This window comes from Candidatus Edwardsbacteria bacterium RifOxyA12_full_54_48 (assembly GCA_001777915.1).
Lineage (GTDB): Bacteria > Edwardsbacteria > AC1 > AC1 > EtOH8 > UBA2226.
This window is the reverse complement of the sequence record MFFN01000004.1, coordinates 895,318-914,233: the sequence shown is the minus strand read 5'-3', so window position 1 is coordinate 914,233 and position 18,916 is coordinate 895,318. Positions and strand designations below refer to the sequence as shown.

Here is an 18,916-nt window from a genome sequence, read left to right as displayed (position 1 = left end):
TCCCGGTCACTCGATTATCTCCAGGGAGGTCCGCTTGCCCAGCTTGGTTCCGGCGGCTGCCAGCAGGGTCCTCAGCGACTGGGCGGTCCGGCCCTTCTTGCCGATCACCTTTCCGATATCCTCCTTGGCCACCCTCAGTTCATATACGGTGACGCTGTTCTTGGTCACTTCGCTGACGCTGACCTTTTCGGGCTGGTCCACCAGGGACTTGGAAAGGAATTCCACTAAATCCTTCAACATAATTCATCAATCCTTTTTCTTTTTGGCAGCCAACCGTTCCTTGTGGGTCTTTTTGGTTTTGGTTGACGAAAAAGTGACCATCACCTTCTTCAGATCCACTCCGTCATTGGCGGCCTGCTTTTCGGCCAGCTTGATCACCCGCATGGCCGTGCTGGAGACAATGGCTCCCTTCTTGATCCACTCCCGGGCCTTTTCCAGGTCCACCCGGGCTTCCACCGGCTTGGCGGCCGGCCGATAGTATCCCAAAGTATCCAACTGGGAACCGTCGAGCTTGGACCTGGTGGTTGCCACCACGATTCTGTAGGCAGCTAATTTGTTGCTTCCGCCCCGGGACATTCTGATTGATACCGACATTTGGTTTGACACCTCCCTTGGTTGTAGTGATTATTGTTATTGATTTATTTTGATTTACTTTTATTGAACTATCGTATGGCCATTGTTTTCTATTGCATGACCGCCGTCAAAATCCCTTGGGCATCCTGAAGCCCCGGCCCTTTGAATTCATCATCTGCTTCATCATCTTCTGGCTCATCTCGAACTGGTTCAGCAGGCGATTGACCTCCTGGACGCTGGTGCCGCTGCCCGAGGCTATCCGCTTGCGCCGGCTGCCGTTGATGATCTGGGGGCGGTTCCTCTCCTGCGGGGTCATGGAGCCGATGATGGCCTCGATCCTGCTTAGGGCCTTATCGTCGATCTCGGCGTTCTGGGGAAGTTTGGCCGCCCCGGGGATCATGGCCATTATCTCCGACATGGAGCCCATCTTCTTGATCTGTTTCATCTGCTGGGAGAAGTCCTCCAGGGTGAAGCTCTGTTTGCGGACCTTCTCCTCCATCTTGGCGGCCTGCTTCTGGTCAAAGACGTTTTGGGCCTTCTCCACCAGGCCCACCACGTCGCCCAGGCCCAGGATCCGCGAGGCCATCCGGTCGGGATGGAACGGCTCCAAAGCGTTGAGCTTCTCGCCCAGTCCGATATATTTGATGGGCTTTCCGGTGACGGCCCTGAGGCTTAGGGCCGCCCCGCCCCGGGCATCGCCGTCCAGCTTGGTCATGATCACGCCGGAAAGCTCCAGCTGCTGGCCGAATTGCGAGGCGATATTGACCGCGTCCTGCCCGGTCATCCCGTCCACCACCAACAGGACCTCATGGGGCTTGACCGCCGCCTGGACCGCCTTGAGCTCCTCCATCATCGGCTGGTCTATATGCAGGCGCCCGGCAGTGTCCAGGATCAGCCAGTCGGCCAGCCGCTTGACGGCCTCGTGCTGGGCTGACCTACAGATGTCCACCACGTCGGTGGATTTATCCGCCGTAGCTTCAGCGTAGGCGGAGTCCTTCTTAAAGAAATCGCAGCCCACCTGCTTGGCCAGGATCTCCAGCTGTTCGATGGCGGCCGGGCGGTAGACATCGGCCGCAGCCAGCATCACCCGGCGGCCGGGCTGCAGCAGGCTCTTGGCCAGCTTGGCGCAGGTGGTGGTCTTGCCCGAGCCCTGCAGGCCGCAGACCATCACCACCGTGGGCGGCTGGGAGGCCATGCGCAGGGGCTCGTTCTTGGTGCCCAGGGTGGCGGATAATTGTTCGTGGACTATTTTAATGAACTGCTGGCCGGGAGTGATACTGTTAAGCACCTCGGCCCCCAGGGCCTTTTCTTCTATCGCCGCAACGAAATCCTTGACCACTTTGTAATTGACATCTGCTTCCAGCAGGGCCCGTTTGACCTTCTGCGAGGCTTCTTTTATATTATCCTCGGAAAGTTTGCCCTTTCCGGTGAGATCTTTGAACAGACCTGTGAGTTTTTCTGATAATGAGTCGAACATTGCTTGCTAAATAATTTTCTTATTTATCTTCCAAAGATATTTCTTGTAAAGATACCTTAACAGTAACCCTATCGGTATGTATACCAATAAAACTATTATTATTGAGAGACCAACAAGTATACGCTGGAAATGGTTTTTTACTGTAAAAGAGTAATATATCTGACATATGGCTTCATAAATAATCTTTCATAACTGTATTTTCGCGTGTTTCGTGGGCAACTCCGGTAAATACAAAACGCCGTCAGTTGTACTGCGTTAATTCCTCAAGTTCCGCCAGGAATTTGGCGTTGCACGGCTTTTTTGATCCCCTTTTAACCACCAAGACACCAAGTCACAAAGTTTTTTCTAAGTTTCCGTGGCTTTGACCTAACCCCCGCTATTAACAAGATACTATTATAGGCGGGCAGGCTATCCCTCTCCAAATTAATTTGGAGAGGGTGGTCGGCAGACCGGGTGAGGTCAGGTTGCAGGGGTTGGGTTTCTTCCCCCTTGACACCATTTTTATTCTCTGAGACTCCGGGTCTCAATGACAGTCAAACACTTATAACAGCCCTAAAGATCTATGCTTCTCGAAGACCGCCTCGGCCAGCTTATCCAAGGCCTCGAAATCCTCTTTACGCGGTGCGCCCTTGATGTAGACCGGCTCCAGCAGTTCGGCCTTGACGTTGGTCAGCAGTGATTTTATTGTCTCCACCGCCTTGCTGCCCCAGCCGTATGATCCGATGATGCCCAGAAACTTGGTCTTGGGCCTTAAGGCCCCCACCAGCGCCGCGGCATACAGCCCCTGGGGATGCGGCCCCACCAGGACGGTGGAGGTGGCCAGAATGACCGTGGCGGCGTCCACCAGCGAGGCGGCCAGTTCGCCCAGGTCGGTCTTGGTCAAATTGAACGGTTTGACGGCGATGCCTTTTTTGACCAGGGCCTCGGTAAGATGCTTGACCATGGCCTCGGTGCTGCCGTGCATCGAGACCCAGGATATCACCACTTCGTTTTTGACATTCTCCGAGCTCCAATCCCTGTAGGCCTCCACGATATGGAACGGCTTTTTGTAGACCGGACCGTGGGTGGGGGCGATCAGTTCCAGATCCATGCTGTCCAGCTTCTGCAGGTGCTTGACTATGGAGGGGCGGAAGGGCATCATGATCTCGGCATAATACCGTTTGGCGCCCTCCAGCACCGTATCGTCGCAGGCGAAGATATCGGTGGTGGCCAGGTGTGAGCCCAAAAAGTCTCCCGAGAAGAGGACCTTGTCCTCCCTCAGATAGCTGAACATGGTCTCCGGCCAGTGCACCCAGGGCGCCAGGATGAACTCAACTGTCTTGTCGCCCAGCGATAGCGTCTCCCCGTCCCTGACCACCTGGAACCGGCCCTCCGGGATGTGCAGCAGGTCGATCAGAAAGCCTTGGCACTTCTGGTTGGTCACCACCACCGCCTGGGGATACTTTTCCGCCAGGAACCCGATGGAGCCGGAATGGTCCTGCTCGGCATGGTTGCAGATAATGTAATCCAGCTGCTTGACATCGTGCTCGGCCAGGTTGGCCAGCAGTTCATCATACTTGGCCGGATCCACCGAGTCCACCAGGGCGGTCTTCTGACTGCCCTTTATCAGGTAGGAATTATAGCTGGTGCCGTGCGGCAGGGGGATCAGTTCGTCGAACAGACGGCGGTCCCAGTCCTGCACCCCGACGGCGTAAATGTTCTTCTTTAATTCTCTGATCATCTCAATTTAAATTCTAAACGCTAAACAAAACCCAATATCAAATCACCGATATGTTGCCAAGTTTGATTTTGTTCTCTCTGTGCCTTGGTGTCTTGGTGGTAAAAAGTATCGGTTTTAATCTTCCGGCTCAAAGGCGTCCTTGGCGGCGCCGCACACCGGGCATACCCAGTCGTCGGGCAGGGATTCGAAACTGGTCCCGGGCTGTATCCCGTTATCGGGATCGCCGATGGCCGGATCGTACTCATATCCGCAGACAGTGCAAGTGTACTTCTTCATGGCATATCTCCCTTTCTATCCGTTGCCCACTAAATGCACGAAAACAGATGGGTGTTTCGTGCGGTTAGGTGATTTTAGTGGTTGAACATTGTCGGCAATTTTAGGATCTAACAAAGGAGGGCGCGTTCTTCTGGGTCTTCCCGCCCTTGACCTTATGATAGTAATCGTAGGTCATAGGCTGGCCCTCGGCCAGGATCTCCGATTCCACCACCTTCCCGATGAACAGGGTGTGGCTGCCCAATTCCACCGATTGGACCACCTCCAGGTCGAAATGAGCCAGGCTGTGGTCCAGTATCTTGGGGTTGCCGCTGGAGCAGACCTGGTATTTGACCCCGCTGAACTTGTCCACCTGGCGGCCGCACTTGAAGCCGAAAGTGCCGATGGTGGTGAGCGGCGTCTCCTGGGACAGCACCGCGATCGAGAACTTTTTTGAACTCTTGATGAACTCGTTGGTCAGGTTCTGGCAGTTGAGGCTGACCGCCATCAACGGCGGCTCGGCCGTCACCTGAAAGACGGTGTTGGCTATCTGGCCGTTCAGCTTTCCCTCCCTGAAGCTGGAGACCACATACATCCCGTAACTGATCAGCCGGAAAGCGTTGGGATCCATTATATCCCCCTGATGGCTTTTATCTGCGCCGCCCGGTCCTGGTGCTTGAAGATGGCCGCCCCGGCCACCAGCACCTCGGCCCCGGCCTCCCTGGCCTGCCGGGATGTTTCCGGGTTGATGCCCCCGTCTATGGATATTATGGCCTTGGTCTTTCCCTGCTTTTTCAGGGCGGACAACTGCCGGACCTTGTTCAGCACCTCCGGCATGAATTTCTGCCCGCCGAATCCGGGATGGACGCTCATCACCAGGAAAAGGTCTATCCCTTCTATGGCCGGCAGGGCCTTGTCCAGCGGGGTCTCCGGGTTGACCGACAGACCCACCTTGACATCGAGCCTTTTGATATGCTCCACCGCTGCCGGCAGGTCATCGATGGCCTCGGCGTGGATGGTGATGTAATCGGCCCCGGCCCTGGCGAACTCCGGAGCGTATTTCAGGGGGTCGCTGATCATCAAATGTGCATCCAGCGGAAGCCGGGAGATCTTTTTAATGGCTTCCACGATGAAAGGCCCGAAGGTGAGGTTGGGAACGAAGTGCCCGTCCATCACGTCCAGGTGCAGCCAGTCGGCCCCGCCCTGTTCCACTGATCTGATCTCGCTTTTAAGATCTGCAAAATCCGCCGACAGCAGTGAAGCTGCGATCTTGATCATATCCGTCATTCCCAACCCGGGCCACCGTCTTTGCGGGGCGGGCAAGCCGGAACCAAATCAGACAGGATTAACATGATTTACCGGATTTAACATTCTGTAAATGACCATTATGCAAAACTTTGATCATCCTGTAAATCCTGTCAAAAAAAATTATGCATTTTCATAGAATTTAGCTTGTCCGTGCCTACTGGGTGCTGACCGCGATATTGATGGTATCGCCCTGCTTGATGACGAAACCGGGCTGGGGGGCCTGCAGCATGACGGTCCCCGGCTCCAGAGCCTGGCCGGAGATGTACTTGATCTGGCCTATCACCAGGCCCTGGCCCACCAGCTGGCCCTGGATCTCGGCCAGCTTGCGGCCCACCAGGTCGGGCATCAGCATCTTGCCGGTGGAACCCTTGCTTATGGTGAGCTTGATGGCGCTCCTTTTGGCCAGCAGGGTCCCGGCCGCCGGACTGGAGGATACCACGCAGCCCAGGGCGATGGAATCGCTGGAGATGCTGTCCACCTCGTTAACCGCCAGCCCCAGCCGGTCGATCAGGTTGATGGCCCGCACCGATGAGAGCCCGGCCAGATAGGGCACCGAGACCTTCTCCTCCCCCCGGTTGATGATCACCCGCACCTTGCGTCTTTTCTTGACCATCATCCTGGGCTCGGGGTCCTGGGAGATGATGGAGCTGTCGGGCAGAGCGGCATCATAGCGCCAGCCGGCGTTCACCAGTTCCAGCTCCCGGGCCTGCAGGATCTCCTGGGCTTGCTTGATATTCATGCCCCGGACATCGGGCACCTCCACCACCGAGCCCTGGCGGACGATCAGCGGCATCAGCACGAAGTTGGCCAGCAGAAATCCGCCCAGAAAGACCAGCAGCACCCAGATCACATTACGCCAAAGCCGGGGAAGTTTTTTGAAAAATTTAGGCATTTATTATTCCGGTTCGACGTCGGTGCTTATCCAGAGGTTGACATTGGAGCCCTTGGCGACCTTGGATCCCGGCGAGGGATCCTGCCTGATCACCAGGCCCGGATCCTGCTCCTCGTCGTAGACATATCGGATGCCGCCCACGTTAAGGCCGGCCTGCTTGATCATCTCCTGGGCCCGGGACCGGCCCCAGCCGCGCACCGAGGGCACCGCCACCTCTCCGGCCCCGGCGCTGACTATCAGGTCCACCGCGCTGTCCTTGGACACCTTCAGCCCGAACACCGGATTGCTGGATATCACCCCGTCCTTCTCCACCGAGTCGGAGGGCTGCATTATCACCTGTCCCAGCTTAAGCCCGGACTGCTGCAGCACCACCGTGGCCTGGGCCAGAGGCAGGCTCTTCATATTGGGCACTTCGGCCCCGGCGCTGTTGGGCCACACCTTGACCGTCCACCCTTTGCGGACCTTGCTGCCCGGCACCGGATCCTGCTTGCTGACCGTCCCGTCCGGCACGGTGGGATCGCTGATGGCCGTCTCCTCGTACACCCGGAATCCGCGGCCCTCCAGCAGCGATTTGGCGATCTCGACCTTCTTGCCGGTGACATCGGGCACCTCGGACATCTCCAGGATCGGCTGGATAAAAGCCCAGAATAAAATGGTGGTGATCAGGCCGGACAGGGCCCCCGATAGGATCGCCACCCATACGTTCTTCTTGTTGCTGGTCTGTTCGTATATCGGCATCACTTTCTCCTGGATTGGTTTTATATGTTTTTGTTTTTTATTAAACGGGCGGCAAAGGCCCCGTCCATTTGATGGAGCTGCGGCCAGGCGGCCAGAAAACCGTTTTGGCACAGCACTGCCGGAAGGTATTTTTCGGCCGGGTCCAGCCAGAATTCGGGATGGCGGGTCAAAAATCCCTTTATCTGATCCTGGTTCTCCTCCGGGGTCAGGGTGCAGGTGCTGTATACCACCGCCCCGCCAGGCTTGACCAGCCCTGCGGCATTCTCCAGGATCAGGCTCTGCAGCCCGGCCATCCGCTGGATATCGGCCTCCCTGATCCGCCAGCGCAGGTCCAGCCTCCGCCTAATGACGCCCAGCCCGGTGCAGGGCACATCGGCCAAGACCAGATCGAAAGCGGTCTTGAATTTTATATCAACGGCATCTCCGTTGATCAAATACCATGAATCCAAGCCCAGCCGGATAAAATTCTCTCTGACCCTGGGCAATTTCCGGAAACTTCGGTCCAGGGCGAACATATCCGCCCGGCCGTCGGCCTGCTCCAGGGCCAGCCCTGCCTTGCCCCCCGGAGCCGCGCACAGGTCTAAAATGCTGTCGCCCTCTTTGGCCCCAAAAAGCATCCCCGCCGCCTGGGCGCTGGAATCCTGAAAATAGAACTGCCCCCGGACAAATAATTCATTATCAACCAGTCCGGAAGGGTTGTCTATTTCTATGGCCTGGGGAATGATTTCCAGGCATTTCGGCCCAAACCCCCCAGCCTCAAGTTGTTCGAATAAATTTTCGGCCGGGGCCTTCAGACGGTTGGCCCTTATGATCACCGGGGCCGGAGAATTATTGAATTCTAATATCTTTAGGGTATCATCCCAGCCCAATTGCTTGACCCATCTTTCGATCAGCCATTCCGGATGGGAATATTCGACGCCGGCATCTTTAACTTTATCCCCGGTATCGGGTTTTTTCAGATATTTTTTGTTCCTAATTATATCCCGCAGGACGGCGTTTGTCAAGCCAATTATCTCTTTCCGGCCAAAGCGTTTAACCAGTTCAACGCTTTCATTTACCGCTGCAAATGCCGGGATTTTATCCAAAAATGCAACCTGATACAGCCCCAACCGCAATATATTGGCTTCCAATGCATTAAGTGATTTTAGGCCCCTTTTAAGCGACCCATCCAGCAGCCAGTCCAGTTTGGCCCTATGCCTGAGCACCCCTGACACCAATTCCCTGGCCAGGTTTTGGTCGACCCGGGAAAGCCCGGCCTGGCTGAAATATTTTCTCAATATGCTGTCGCTGAACTCGGTATTCTGATCTATGGCCGACAGTATTTTGAGAGCGGTTTCTCTGGCCGTCACTTAAATTTCCTTTCCCAGCAGGGAGACAAAGCCCGCCTTGACCTTTTCCATGTCCACCGTGGTGTTGTTACATGGTCCGTGGGGGCGCTGGTTCAAAATGCCGTAGACCGGGATGGGGTAGGCATCCAGGATCCCCGAGACCAGGTCCCGTTCGCAGGCCACCGCCAGTATCAGGGTCGGTTTGATCTCCACGATCAACCGCCGGGCCAGGGTTCCGCCGGTGGCCACTGCGATCCTGGCGTTGATTTTTTCAGAAAGCTCGGCCAGTTTGGAGATGGCACATTTACCGCATCTCCGGCAGTTGCCGATATCCGATGTTACCCGATATTGACAGTCGCTCAGCTGCAGGCAGTGCGGCAGCAATATCATCATCCGGCCGGGATCGATCCGCTTTCTGGTGGCCCGGACCAGGGCATTGTTGAATTCGACGAAAGACTCCCCCACCCTCTCCCGGCCGATGCCCAGCAGAAATCCCAGGAAAAGGTTTATGGGGTAGAGCACTTTGACCGTCACCTGTTTTTTGCCGTGGGGAAACAGGAAATCCCTTTCGGTTATGGCCGACAGGAAAAGCAGGAACAGCCCGCCGCTTACCACCAGCAGGAACAATGCTGCCGCGGCGCCGGCGGCATAGAACATCCATTCCGACAGCATCTGCAGGCGCGGCATCACCAGCCAGAAAAACAGCATCACCCCGCTGCCCAGGATGGCCAGGCTGACGAAGGACAGGGCCAAAAACAACCTCTTGCTGCCATTCATGATAACTTTTCCCCCACTAGCGGCTTGTATCCCCGGATGAATTCGTCACCGCTCATCGCATTTTTTCCCTGCGGTTTTACTTTCATCAAGATAACCGCCCCGTCCAGGGTTTTAACCACCAATCCGCTGTTTTTATCCGCCGCCACTACTTGCCCCGGCAGTAATTCGTAATTTACAATTTGCAATTTGCAATTTGTCAGTATATTCAATATCTCTAGTCTTTTCCCTTTGAACAGGGCATAGGACCCGGGCCTGGGGGCCAGCCCCCGGATCTGGTTCTGGATCTGGATAGCGGTCCGGCCCCAGTCAATATGTCCGTCTTGAGAAGAAAGTTTCGGCGCCAAAGTGACCAAGCCCTCATCCTGTTTTTTAAGTTCGCAGTTCTCCGTCTTCAGAACTTCTAAACTTCTGGAGATCAGGTCTGCCCCCAATACGGCCAGCCTGTTTTCCAGTTCCCCGGCATTTTCATCGCCAGTGATCGGCACCTCCTGCTGCAGGATGATGTCCCCGGCGTCCATTCTGCTGTTCATTAGGATGCTGGTCACCCCGGTGGACTTCTCCCCATTGAGCAGGGCGTGATTGATGGGCGCCGCCCCACGGTATTTGGGAAGCAACGAGGGGTGCAGGTTGACCGCGCCGTATTTCGGGATGTTCAGGATATCGTCAGGAAGTTTAAGTCCGTAAGCCACCACCATTAGAACGTCTGGTTTGAGGTTTGAAAGGTGTTCGACTGTCGCAGTGTCTTTTAATGTCGCCGGTTGGCAAACCGGCAGATTCAGTTCCAGGGCTTTTTGCTTGACCGGGGAAAAGGCAATGCTGCGGCCCCGGCCCGACGGCCGGTCCGGCTGGGTAAAAACAGCCACGACCTGGTGCCCTTTTTGATGAATGGCCTCCAGAGTGGGCACAGCAAACCCCGGAGTTCCCATAAAGATTATCCGCACTTTGAACTGTCTTTATTGTTATTGCCCGGTTTGCGCCCCCCGAATATCAGCCACAGCAGGCCGCCCAGCAGGGAGATGCCGACGGCCACCAGGTGATATAAAAATCCCAGCGACAGGGCCAGGGGCTGGGCTATCCCCGCCCGGCCGAAGAATACAATGAAAGCCCCTTCCTGGAGCCCCCAGCCGTTGATGGACAGGGGGATCATGCTGACCGCGGCGATCACCGGCATATATAGGAAGAACGGTATCACGGATATCCCTATTCCCAGCGACAGGGCTATCAGGTAGGCGGTTACCACCACAAATACCTGAACCATCAGGGACAGGAAGAGGGACAGAAACACCTCCCGCTTATGGGTGCGGTAGGCGTAGATGGCATGATAGAAATCTATCAGCTGCTGCTCAATTTTTTCCATCAGCGGAAGCTTAAAAAGCCAGCGGAACTTTTTTACCAATGATTTGTTCAAAAATAAAACCACGAACAACAGCGCCGCCACGATGCCGATCAGCATGCCCTGCAGCAGGCTGATCTCCTGGCCGCCCTTGGCCACCAGGATCAGCCCCGCTATGCCGGTGATGATCACCCCGAAAAGCCCGATGAAGCGGTCCACCAGCACCGAGGCCAGGGCCTCGGACTTGCTGGCGCAATCGTCGGCCACCAGGTAGGCCCGGGCCAGGTCGCCCCCCACGGTGGTGGGCAGGAAATTGCCGAAGAACAGGCCGTTCAAAAAGTACCGCAGAAGCGTCCCGTATCCGCTTTTTATCCCCCGGGCCGTCAGCAAGAGCTGCCAGCGCCAGGCGCAGATGGCATTGACCACGAAATAGGCGGCCAGCGATGACAGCAACAGCCAGACGTTCAGGGACCGGAATGATTCCAGCAATTGCCGCTTATCAACTTTCAGCATGATCCAACCGATCAAGCCCAGGCTGATGATTATCCTCAGAATCAGCAGGGAGGCCTTCTTTATATTTTCTCTCATTTCATTTCATAAATCGTTGGCAGTGCGTTTACCCTGAAGAAAATACTTGACAGCTATGCTGCCCTGGTACATTTTAGCCCTGATCCTGCTGTCGCTGGCGGCTCTTAATCTCTGGACCTCCCGGTGTTTTTTCCAGACCAGCCGCGGGTTTTCCGCCATCCATAAACCCGCCTGGACAATGGCCCGGGCCCACTCCAGATTGCCGGAGGTCAAGGCTTTTAAGAATGCCATCACCTCCAGCGCCAGCCGCAGGGGCCAGACCCACAGAAGGCTGGTCAGCGAATAGTTCTTCCACAGCATCAGCAGGCTGTTGCGGTGATTGAGGTACATCTTGCGGAAATTGCCGGCCGGCAGGGAACCTCCGGATAAATGATAGATCACCGACCCGGGGACGGCTATCACCCGGTGCCCGGCCAGGTGCATCCGCCAGGCCAGATCTATCTCCTCCATGTGCATGAAGAAATCCTGGTCCAGCAGGCCCACCTTGTCCAGCACGCTCCGGCGGTATATGGAGGCCGATCCCGAGGCCCAGAAGATATCTTTCTGATTATGGTCGTACTGCCCCAGATCCTTCTCCTTACAGTCGAACAGCCGGCCCAGACAATAGGGAAATCCGTAGATATCCATCATGCCTCCGGCCCCGCCGGAATAATCAAACCGGGTCCGGTCCTTCAGCCACAGGATCTTGGGCTGGGCCGCAGCTATGGTATCGTCCTGGTCAAGTTCGGAGGACAGCTTGCTCAGCCAGTCCGGCTTGACCTCGGTGTCATTGTTCAGGAGAACGATATATCTTTCGGTGGTGGAACGGATGCCCAGGTTGCAGCCGCCGGCATATCCCAGGTTCTGTTGGGAGGAGATCAGTTCTATCTGGGGATAGTTCTGTTTGGCCCATTGGGGGCTTCCGTCCCGCGAAGCATTGTCCACCAGGTAGATGCGGTAATTATCATATTCGGTCTTGGCCAGGGAACACAGGCAGTCGGCCAGCATCTGTTGGCCGTTGTGATGCGGTATTATTATGGCTATGGCGGTTGACATGGCTGCGATATCCCCCGTTAGATCCCGGTTGACAGGCGTTCGGCCAGGCGGGCCGGCAAACCGGCCCGGATTATCTTTTCCTGGGCGGATTTGATATCGTACTCCACCCGCCGTATCGCCACTTCCATTCTTTCCCCGTCGCAGATGGCATAGGTGGCCCTGGGGTCGCCGTCCCTGGGCTGCCCCACGCTGCCCACGTTGATTATATATCTCCGGTCCCTCTCCAGGTGAACGTACTCCCTGCCGGCGATGCTACACTTGCCATGGGCGTCGCATTCCCAGAATATGGGCTGGTGGGAATGGCCGACAAAACAAAGCCTTTCGCCAAATTTTTCAAACTGGTATTCGGCCTCATCCAGCGACAGGATATAATGCCAGTCCTCCGGCTTATTGGGAGTGGAGTGGACCATCAGCATTTCGTTTCCCTGAATGCTGGCCTTTAGATTCAGGGGTAGTTTTTTAAGGAGGTCTCTTTCCCCCGAGGTTAGTTTTTTCCCCGTCCACTCCGCCGCTTTGCGGGCATTAAGATTGAAGCTGGAAAGATCCAGCAGGCCCACCGCCCCATGGTCGTGATTGCCGGCGATGACCTGGTCGGTAAGCCCGCCTATCTCCGCCAGGCACTTGGCCGGATCGGCCCCGTAACCTACGGTGTCGCCCAGGCAAAAAATGTCCTTGATGCCTTTTTGTTTGATGTCGGCCAGCACCGCGGCCAGGGCTTCATGGTTGCCATGTATGTCTGATATTAAGGCGCACCGCATCTTATCTTTCCTTTTTTTCCATATCCTTGAATATCTTGTCCAGCACTCCGTTTATGAAGCGCCCGGATTCCTCGTCCCCGAACTTCTTGGCCAGTTCGATGGATTCGTCGATGGCCACCTTGGGGGGCACCTGCTCCTCAAGATGCTGCAATTGAGCCACCCCCAGACGGATGATATTCCGGTCGATCAGGGCCATGCGGTCCATGGTCCAGTTCTGGGCCGCTTTGATGATGACCCGATCGATGCTGTCCAGGTTGGTGATCACGGCATTGACCAGGACCCCTGAAAACTCGACCATTTCAGGATCCTCTGGATTCCGGTGTTTAAGGTCATACAACGCCTTCTCCGCCAAGTCCCCGGTGAGGTCCACCTGGTACAGGGCCTGCAGGGCCAGCTCTCTTGATTTTCTTCGGGAGCCCATCTGTTCCTTATATCTTCCGGTAGAGATCGGTCAGCTCGATGGCCGACAGGGCCGCCTGCCATCCCTTGTTGCCGGCCTTGCTGCCGGCCCGGTCCAGGGCCTGGTCCAGGTTGTCGGTGGTGATCACTCCGAACACCGTGGGCACCCCTGAATTCATGGAGACCTGGGCCACCCCCTTGGCCACCTCGGCCGCGATATAGTCGAAATGCGGGGTATCGCCCCGGATGACGGCCCCCAGGCAGATGACCGCCTGATATTTTTTGGATGCGGCCACCCTGGCAGCCACCCCGGGGATCTCAAAGGAGCCCGGCACCCAGACCAGCTCCACGTTGGCGTCGCTCCCGCCGTGCCTGGTTATGCAGTCCAAGGCTCCGTCCACCAGGCGCTGGCTTATCAGGTCGTTGAAGCGTGACACCACCAGGCAGAATTTTTTGTCGGCCGCGCTTAAGTGGCCCTCGATTATCTTTGGCATTTTAACCCTCCTTAAAATAATGAATGTTCCGTTAACGGATCAGCTGAGGCAGAAATTCTTGTCCAGCAGATGTCCCATCTTGTCGCGCTTGGTCTTCATATAGCGGGCGTTGGCCGGGGTGCAGGGCACCTGAATGGCGATCCGCTTTACTATCTTCAGGCCATAGCCCTCCAGGCCGGCGATCTTATCGGGGTTGTTGGTTATCAACCTGATGCTGGAGAGGCCCAGGTCGGCCAGTATCTGGGCCCCGATGCCGTAGTCCCTCTCGTCGGCGGCGAAGCCCAGGGCCAGGTTGGCTTCGATGGTGTCCATCCCCTGGTCCTGCAACTTATAGGCCTTCAGCTTGTTGAACAACCCGATGCCCCGGCCCTCCTGCCTCATGTACAAAAAGACCCCCCGGCCCTCCTGGTCGATCATCTTCATGGCCGCCGCCAGCTGGTCGCCGCAGTCGCAGCGGCTGGAGCCCAGAATGTCCCCGGTCAGGCACTGGGAATGCACCCGCACCAGGATATTTTTCCGGCCCCTGACCGCCCCTTTTACCAGGGCCAGATGATGGTAATTCTCAATCATGTCTTCGTAGACCACCAGCCGGAACTGGCCGTATTTGGTGGGCAGCTTGGTCTCCAGCACCGGCATCACCAATTTTTCCTTCTTCCGGCGGTATTCTATCAGATCCTTGATGGTGATGATCTTCAGTTTGTGCCTGGCGGCGAAGGCAAACAGTTTTGCTCCCCGGGCCATGGTACCGTCGTCGGAGATGACCTCACAGATGACCCCGGCCGGATACAGTCCGGCCAGCCGGGCCAGGTCCAGGGCCGCTTCGGTATGTCCGGTCCGCCGCAGCACCCCGCCCTCGGCCGACATCAGCGGAAAAACATGGCCGGGCCGGGCCAGGTCGGACGGCCGGGTCTTGGGATGGATCAGGGTTTTGATGGTGGAGGCCCTATCATGGGCGGAGATGCCGGTGGTGGTGCCTTTCACGGCATCCACCGATACCGCGAAATTGGTCCCCAGCTTGGCGGTGTTGCGCTCCACCATCGGCCCCAGATCCAGTTGTTCCAGCCTCTGCCGGGAGAGCGAGGCGCAGACCAGCCCCCGCCCCTCTTTGGCCATAAAATTCACCGCTGCCGGGGTCACCCTGGCCGCCGCCATCACCAGATCCCCCTCGTTCTCGCGGTTCTCATCGTCCACTACTATGATCATTTTGCCGGCTCTGGTATCGCGGATGGCCTCGGAAATGGAGTTGAATTTAAATTTACCGCTCATCGTTTCCTTATAAAATAACATTCCGAATTTAGCCACATAAAGCACATCGATCACAAGATATATTTCTTGGTTTTGATTTGCGCCTTTTGTGGTTGAATTATCGCTTCCCTTTTATTATTGATTCGGTATATTTGACCATCATATCAAACTCCAGGTTTACCTGGTCCCCGGTTTTTCGGAATTTCAGGTTGGTATGTTCCAGGGTATGGGGAATGACGGCTATCCAGAATCCGTCGGGCTCTTTGCGCGATGCCGTCAGGCTGATGCCGTCCACCGCCACCGAGCCCTGGTCAATTATGTATTTTGAATGCCCCAAGCCTATCGATATCTTGATCTCGGTGCCGCCCGGACGGAGGATGATCTTGGAGATCTTTGCTGTGCAGTCCACATGCCCGGAGACAAAATGGCCGCCAAACCTGTCCTCTAACTTCAGGGCCCTTTCCAGATTGACCGGAGCACCGATCTTGATCCCGGAAAACGAAGTTTTACTGATGGTCTCCCGGCTGAGGTCGGCGGAAAACCCCCCGGCGATCATCCTGGCCACGGTCAGGCAGGCCCCGTTGACAGCGATGCTCTCCCCCAAAACCAGGCCGGACCACTCGGCCGCAATATCGATCTGGGCCGAATGCCCGGCATTTTTAAGGGCCTTGATGGTGCCTATCTGCTCTATCAGTCCGGTGAACATATCAATCCCTCGCCGGGTAGGCTTCGACTAAAATATCATCGCCCACCGGCCGGGCCTTCAGATCGCGAAGCTTGAAGGCCTCGGCGATGTTTTTCAGACCCAGCTGGCCGAAAGGCGGGACCCCGTCCCCCCCGATGATAGTGGGCGTATAAAGGAGGCTCAGCTTGTCGACCAGCCCCGCTTTTAAAAATGACGTGGCCAGGCCGCTGCCTCCCTCGACCAGGAGGTTGCAGTATTCATGAAGCCCCATCTGGCGCAGCAGTTCCTTTATGTCCACCATTCCGTCCGGCAGGGCCCGGATTGTCCAGATCTCTATTTCTTTCTTTTCCAGTTCCGCTTTCCTGCTGGGATCAGCCTGGTCGGTGGTTATCATCACCGTCTTGGCAATGGATTGATCAAAGACTTTGGAGTTGGTTGGACTCTTTAGAGTGCTGTCGACCACGAACCTGGTGGGCTGTTTATTGTCGGGGTTGTCCACCAGCCGGACTGTCAGATCGGGATCGTCCTTAATCACCGTGCCGCTGCCCACCATGATGGCCTCCGATTCCAGCCGCAGTTTATGCACCAGTTCAAGGGATTCCTTCGACGACAGCCCACGCGATTCCCCATTATGGATAGCGATCCTGCCGTCCAGGCTTAAAGCCATCTTAAGAACCGTAAAGGGATACCCGGTGATCATGTATTTCCGGTAAACTTCGTTCAACCCTTGGGCTTCTTTTTCCATCACTTTTCCTATCGTTTCGATTCCGGCTTTTTTGAGTTCTTCGGCTCCCTTTCCATTGACATTGGGGTTGGGATCATCCATCCCGTACACTACGGTTTTGATGCCGGCCCCAATGATGGCCTGGGTGCAGGGCGGGGTCCTTTTTCCGCTGTGGCAGCAGGGCTCCAGGTTGACATACAGGATGGCCCCCCCGGCCTGATCCCCGGCCTGGGCCAGGGCCTCAATCTCTGCATGCACCAGTCCGGCCTTTTGGTGATACCCCTGCCCTACGACTTGATGCCCTTTTACGATGACCGCCCCCACCATGGGATTGGGCCAGGTCCGGCCTTTGGCCTTAGCCGCCAGCTCCAGGGCCATCATCATGTATCGCTTATGTTCTTCCATCTGGCTCACGCATTGACAAATAAAAACCCCGAATAAGCCTAAAAGACTCCTTCGGGGAAATCAAAACAGACAGCCCTTACGCAAGAACGCTGCTTGCATTCAGGCCCCGTTAAACCTTCTTTCATCCGGACTTTCCCCTCCGCTCAACCACTGAAAGAGCAGTTAATTATGGGTATTGTGGAGGGACCGTCGGCCCCGGTATTTCACCGGGTCGATCCATGATGGATTTGCGGGCTTTGTCCGCCAGGCTTATTTTGCGGACCTACCGCCGATCGGGGAATCTCACCCCGCCCCGAAGGTATGGTAAATATATCCCATTATCAAGATAATGTCAATATTCAAATGCTTTAAAACCCGGCTATCCCTCCAGCAGGCTATCCACAAAAGCAGCCGGTTCGAAAGCCAGCAGGTCATCCAGACCCTCCCCCACTCCGGTGAAAAAAACCGGGATCTTCAGCTCCATGGCAATGGCCAGCACTATGCCGCCCTTGGCGGTGCCGTCTAATTTGGTGAGTATTATACCATCGATCTTGGCAGCCTGCGAGAACAGCTTGGCCTGGCTGACGGCATTCTGTCCGGTGGTGGCATCCAGTACCAACAGGGTCAGATGCGGGGCCCCCGGCAGCTTTTTGCCTATGGTGGAGTATATCTTGCCCAGCTCGTCCCGCAGATGCTTTTGGGTATGCAATCTGCCGGCGGTATCTATCAAAAGATGGCTGACCTTTCTGGCCGCGGCCGATTCCACCGCATCGTAGGCTACGCTGGCCGGGTCGGCCCCGGTTTTACTGCCGATGAACTCGACCCCCAGCCGGTCGGCCCATTTTTTAAGCTGCTCGATGGCGGCCGCCCGGTAGGTATCCCCGGCGGCCAGCATCACCCGCCGGTCCTGTTCTTTCAGGTAATGCGCCAATTTGGCGATGGAGGTGGTCTTGCCCGACCCGTTGACCCCTATGATCAACCATACCTGGGGTTTATTTTCGTATTTTGAAATTTGAAATTTGAAATTTGAATTTAGGGACAGGATCCCCAGCATCTCGCCCTTCAGCCGTTCCATGGCCGTTTGGTCGCTCTGGCCGTTCCTGACAGCGTTGATCAGCCTTTCCCCGGCCTCCACCCCGACATCAGAAAGGATAAGAAGCTCTTCCAGTTCCGACAGTTCCTGAGGTGACAGCGATCTTTTTCCGGTGATAACGCCGACCGTTTTCTGCCAGATGCCCATCCGGGTCTTATTCAGGCCGTCCCGGATGCTTTTGATCAGGGGCACGGCTACCACTTCTTGAAGCGCCAGAACAGCATGAAGGCCACCACCGAGACCAGGGCCAGTCCCATCACCATCCAGAAGGCCGACGGGTGCCAGGAAAGGGGGATGCCGACGTTCATGGAGAAGGCGCTGACCACGAAGGTGGGCACCATGATGCCGATGGTGATGATGTTCAGGGTCTTCATCAGCACGTTGAGGTTGTTGCTGACGATGGAGGCTCTGGCGTCCATCATGCTGGCCAGGATGTTGGAATATATTTCGGCTTGACGGTAGCACTGGTTGTTCTCGATGATGATGTCGTCCAGGAATTCCAGCCCCTCGGGCGAGAAGCCGATCTTGGCGGCATTGGTCTTGAGTTTTTCTATCAGCATGGAATTTGAGTTGATGGCATTCAGGTAATAGACCAGGCTCTTCTCCAGGGTGAACAGGTTGAGCAGGTATTTATTCTCCATGGAGGAGCTGATCTTGTCCTCCAAAGAATCGGTTATCATGTTTATTATCTTCAGGTGCTCCAGGTAATGAAAGATGGATCGGTAGATCAACTTAAGCAACAGGTCGTTCAGGGACGCCACCCGCTGGAACTGTTTTCCCTCGAACAGCGGAGCCTCTTCCGGCATCACCACGATCAGCCGGTCCTTAAAAAGGAATAGGCCGACCGATGACACCTTGAACAGAAGTTCGTCCTGGGAGGAGTAGTTCTTGGGCCGTTTGAATATCAGGGCCGCATGATCCGGCTCGAATTCCAGCCTCGATAACTCATCGGGGTCCAGGGCCGAGGCCAGGGTGTGCTCGTCGATCTTCAGTTCATTTACCAGATGCTTTTTTTCCTGCTCGCTGGGATTGGTGTATACCCAGATGGGTCCCTGTTCTCCGGAACAATCGGACACCTGATGGTCTTTTATTTGGCATATTCTGAGCATCGGT

At 56.0% G+C, this 18,916-nt stretch carries 22 protein-coding genes and 1 other annotated feature; all 22 genes read right to left on the bottom strand.

Annotation, left to right across the window (positions count from 1 at the left end; translation table 11 throughout):
- Positions 1–6: 6 nt before the first annotated feature.
- The 22 genes from A2273_05715 to A2273_05610 all read right to left on the bottom strand — a co-directional run bounded on the left by A2273_05715 (position 7) and on the right by A2273_05610 (position 18,912).
- Positions 7–240 (bottom strand): RNA-binding protein, encoded by a 234-nt coding sequence (locus A2273_05715; protein ID OGF07955.1) that lies wholly within the window; start codon positions 238–240, stop codon positions 7–9.
- A 6-nt stretch (positions 241–246) separates the two neighbouring features.
- On the bottom strand, positions 247–576 hold the full coding sequence (locus A2273_05710) for a 30S ribosomal protein S16 (GenBank protein OGF07954.1): 330 nt from the start codon (positions 574–576) through the stop codon (positions 247–249).
- Between the two features lie 124 nt (positions 577–700).
- A complete protein-coding gene (locus tag A2273_05705) occupies positions 701–2,050 on the bottom strand; it encodes a signal recognition particle protein (GenBank protein OGF07953.1) in 1,350 nt (449 codons plus the stop codon).
- Positions 2,051–2,591: 541 nt separating this feature from the next.
- The gene (locus A2273_05700) at positions 2,592–3,770 is read right to left on the bottom strand and encodes an MBL fold hydrolase (protein OGF07952.1); all 1,179 of its coding nucleotides are present in this window, start codon (positions 3,768–3,770) and stop codon (positions 2,592–2,594) included.
- 114 nt (positions 3,771–3,884) lie between these two features.
- Positions 3,885–4,046: a rubredoxin gene (locus A2273_05695; protein OGF07951.1), complete on the bottom strand. Its 162-nt coding sequence runs from the start codon at positions 4,044–4,046 to the stop codon at positions 3,885–3,887.
- Between the two features lie 100 nt (positions 4,047–4,146).
- Positions 4,147–4,653 (bottom strand): flavin reductase, encoded by a 507-nt coding sequence (locus tag A2273_05690; GenBank protein OGF07950.1) that lies wholly within the window; start codon positions 4,651–4,653, stop codon positions 4,147–4,149.
- Entirely contained in the window at positions 4,653–5,300 is a 648-nt protein-coding gene (locus A2273_05685; GenBank protein ID OGF07949.1) for a ribulose-phosphate 3-epimerase, read from the bottom strand. The genes A2273_05690 and A2273_05685 overlap by 1 nt, the downstream gene beginning before the upstream one ends.
- A 184-nt stretch (positions 5,301–5,484) precedes the next feature.
- Positions 5,485–6,222 carry a hypothetical protein gene (locus A2273_05680; protein ID OGF07948.1) on the bottom strand — a complete coding sequence of 246 codons (738 nt, stop codon included), beginning with the start codon at positions 6,220–6,222 and terminating at the stop codon, positions 5,485–5,487.
- A gap of 3 nt (positions 6,223–6,225) precedes the next feature.
- Positions 6,226–6,960 (bottom strand): hypothetical protein, encoded by a 735-nt coding sequence (locus A2273_05675; GenBank protein OGF07947.1) that lies wholly within the window; start codon positions 6,958–6,960, stop codon positions 6,226–6,228.
- 20 nt (positions 6,961–6,980) lie between these two features.
- Complete coding sequence (locus A2273_05670) at positions 6,981–8,309, bottom strand: 16S rRNA (cytosine(967)-C(5))-methyltransferase (protein OGF07946.1); 1,329 nt, start codon at positions 8,307–8,309, stop codon at positions 6,981–6,983.
- Positions 8,310–9,065, bottom strand: coding sequence for a hypothetical protein (locus A2273_05665; protein ID OGF07945.1), 756 nt, complete (start codon positions 9,063–9,065; stop codon positions 8,310–8,312).
- On the bottom strand, positions 9,062–10,006 hold the full coding sequence (locus A2273_05660; protein OGF07944.1) for a methionyl-tRNA formyltransferase: 945 nt from the start codon (positions 10,004–10,006) through the stop codon (positions 9,062–9,064). The genes A2273_05665 and A2273_05660 overlap by 4 nt, the downstream gene beginning before the upstream one ends.
- Positions 9,997–10,986, bottom strand: coding sequence for a hypothetical protein (locus A2273_05655; protein ID OGF07943.1), 990 nt, complete (start codon positions 10,984–10,986; stop codon positions 9,997–9,999). The genes A2273_05660 and A2273_05655 overlap by 10 nt, the downstream gene beginning before the upstream one ends.
- A 6-nt stretch (positions 10,987–10,992) precedes the next feature.
- The gene (locus A2273_05650; protein ID OGF08041.1) at positions 10,993–11,973 is read right to left on the bottom strand and encodes a hypothetical protein; all 981 of its coding nucleotides are present in this window, start codon (positions 11,971–11,973) and stop codon (positions 10,993–10,995) included.
- Between the two features lie 65 nt (positions 11,974–12,038).
- On the bottom strand, positions 12,039–12,779 hold the full coding sequence (locus A2273_05645) for a hypothetical protein (protein OGF07942.1): 741 nt from the start codon (positions 12,777–12,779) through the stop codon (positions 12,039–12,041).
- Between the two features lies 1 nt (position 12,780).
- Positions 12,781–13,200, bottom strand: a complete 420-nt coding sequence (locus tag A2273_05640) for a transcription antitermination factor NusB (GenBank protein ID OGF07941.1) — start codon at positions 13,198–13,200, stop codon at positions 12,781–12,783.
- 7 nt (positions 13,201–13,207) lie between these two features.
- Positions 13,208–13,672 (bottom strand): 6,7-dimethyl-8-ribityllumazine synthase, encoded by a 465-nt coding sequence (locus A2273_05635; protein OGF07940.1) that lies wholly within the window; start codon positions 13,670–13,672, stop codon positions 13,208–13,210.
- Between the two features lie 39 nt (positions 13,673–13,711).
- Positions 13,712–14,938 (bottom strand): bifunctional 3,4-dihydroxy-2-butanone 4-phosphate synthase/GTP cyclohydrolase II, encoded by a 1,227-nt coding sequence (locus A2273_05630; protein ID OGF07939.1) that lies wholly within the window; start codon positions 14,936–14,938, stop codon positions 13,712–13,714.
- A 97-nt stretch (positions 14,939–15,035) separates the two neighbouring features.
- Positions 15,036–15,623 (bottom strand): riboflavin synthase subunit alpha, encoded by a 588-nt coding sequence (locus A2273_05625; protein OGF07938.1) that lies wholly within the window; start codon positions 15,621–15,623, stop codon positions 15,036–15,038.
- Between the two features lies 1 nt (position 15,624).
- Positions 15,625–16,731, bottom strand: coding sequence for a riboflavin biosynthesis protein RibD (locus A2273_05620; GenBank protein ID OGF07937.1), 1,107 nt, complete (start codon positions 16,729–16,731; stop codon positions 15,625–15,627).
- A 109-nt stretch (positions 16,732–16,840) separates the two neighbouring features.
- Positions 16,841–17,035: a binding site (FMN riboswitch), on the bottom strand.
- 54 nt (positions 17,036–17,089) lie between these two features.
- Positions 17,090–17,950 (bottom strand): signal recognition particle-docking protein FtsY, encoded by an 861-nt coding sequence (locus A2273_05615; GenBank protein OGF08040.1) that lies wholly within the window; start codon positions 17,948–17,950, stop codon positions 17,090–17,092.
- Between the two features lie 47 nt (positions 17,951–17,997).
- The gene (locus tag A2273_05610; protein ID OGF07936.1) at positions 17,998–18,912 is read right to left on the bottom strand and encodes a divalent metal ion transporter; all 915 of its coding nucleotides are present in this window, start codon (positions 18,910–18,912) and stop codon (positions 17,998–18,000) included.
- Positions 18,913–18,916 lie beyond the last annotated feature (4 nt).

Excerpts from the sequence above, each read along its gene's own strand:
- A2273_05715 (OGF07955.1), bottom strand. The coding sequence starts at position 240 with ATGTTGAAGGATTTAGTGGAATTCCTTTCCAAGTCCCTGGTGGACCAG.
- A2273_05710 (OGF07954.1), bottom strand. The coding sequence starts at position 576 with ATGTCCCGGGGCGGAAGCAACAAATTAGCTGCCTACAGAATCGTGGTG.
- A2273_05705 (OGF07953.1), bottom strand. The coding sequence starts at position 2,050 with ATGTTCGACTCATTATCAGAAAAACTCACAGGTCTGTTCAAAGATCTC.
- A2273_05700 (OGF07952.1), bottom strand. The coding sequence starts at position 3,770 with ATGATCAGAGAATTAAAGAAGAACATTTACGCCGTCGGGGTGCAGGAC.
- A2273_05695 (OGF07951.1), bottom strand. The coding sequence starts at position 4,046 with ATGAAGAAGTACACTTGCACTGTCTGCGGATATGAGTACGATCCGGCC.
- A2273_05690 (OGF07950.1), bottom strand. The coding sequence starts at position 4,653 with ATGGATCCCAACGCTTTCCGGCTGATCAGTTACGGGATGTATGTGGTC.
- A2273_05685 (OGF07949.1), bottom strand. The coding sequence starts at position 5,300 with ATGATCAAGATCGCAGCTTCACTGCTGTCGGCGGATTTTGCAGATCTT.
- A2273_05680 (OGF07948.1), bottom strand. The coding sequence starts at position 6,222 with ATGCCTAAATTTTTCAAAAAACTTCCCCGGCTTTGGCGTAATGTGATC.
- A2273_05675 (OGF07947.1), bottom strand. The coding sequence starts at position 6,960 with ATGCCGATATACGAACAGACCAGCAACAAGAAGAACGTATGGGTGGCG.
- A2273_05665 (OGF07945.1), bottom strand. The coding sequence starts at position 9,065 with ATGAATGGCAGCAAGAGGTTGTTTTTGGCCCTGTCCTTCGTCAGCCTG.
- A2273_05655 (OGF07943.1), bottom strand. The coding sequence starts at position 10,986 with ATGAGAGAAAATATAAAGAAGGCCTCCCTGCTGATTCTGAGGATAATC.
- A2273_05650 (OGF08041.1), bottom strand. The coding sequence starts at position 11,973 with ATGCTGGCCGACTGCCTGTGTTCCCTGGCCAAGACCGAATATGATAAT.
- A2273_05645 (OGF07942.1), bottom strand. The coding sequence starts at position 12,779 with ATGCGGTGCGCCTTAATATCAGACATACATGGCAACCATGAAGCCCTG.
- A2273_05640 (OGF07941.1), bottom strand. The coding sequence starts at position 13,200 with ATGGGCTCCCGAAGAAAATCAAGAGAGCTGGCCCTGCAGGCCCTGTAC.
- A2273_05635 (OGF07940.1), bottom strand. The coding sequence starts at position 13,672 with ATGCCAAAGATAATCGAGGGCCACTTAAGCGCGGCCGACAAAAAATTC.
- A2273_05630 (OGF07939.1), bottom strand. The coding sequence starts at position 14,938 with ATGAGCGGTAAATTTAAATTCAACTCCATTTCCGAGGCCATCCGCGAT.
- A2273_05625 (OGF07938.1), bottom strand. The coding sequence starts at position 15,623 with ATGTTCACCGGACTGATAGAGCAGATAGGCACCATCAAGGCCCTTAAA.
- A2273_05620 (OGF07937.1), bottom strand. The coding sequence starts at position 16,731 with ATGGAAGAACATAAGCGATACATGATGATGGCCCTGGAGCTGGCGGCT.
- A2273_05615 (OGF08040.1), bottom strand. The coding sequence starts at position 17,950 with ATGGGCATCTGGCAGAAAACGGTCGGCGTTATCACCGGAAAAAGATCG.
- A2273_05610 (OGF07936.1), bottom strand. The coding sequence starts at position 18,912 with ATGCTCAGAATATGCCAAATAAAAGACCATCAGGTGTCCGATTGTTCC.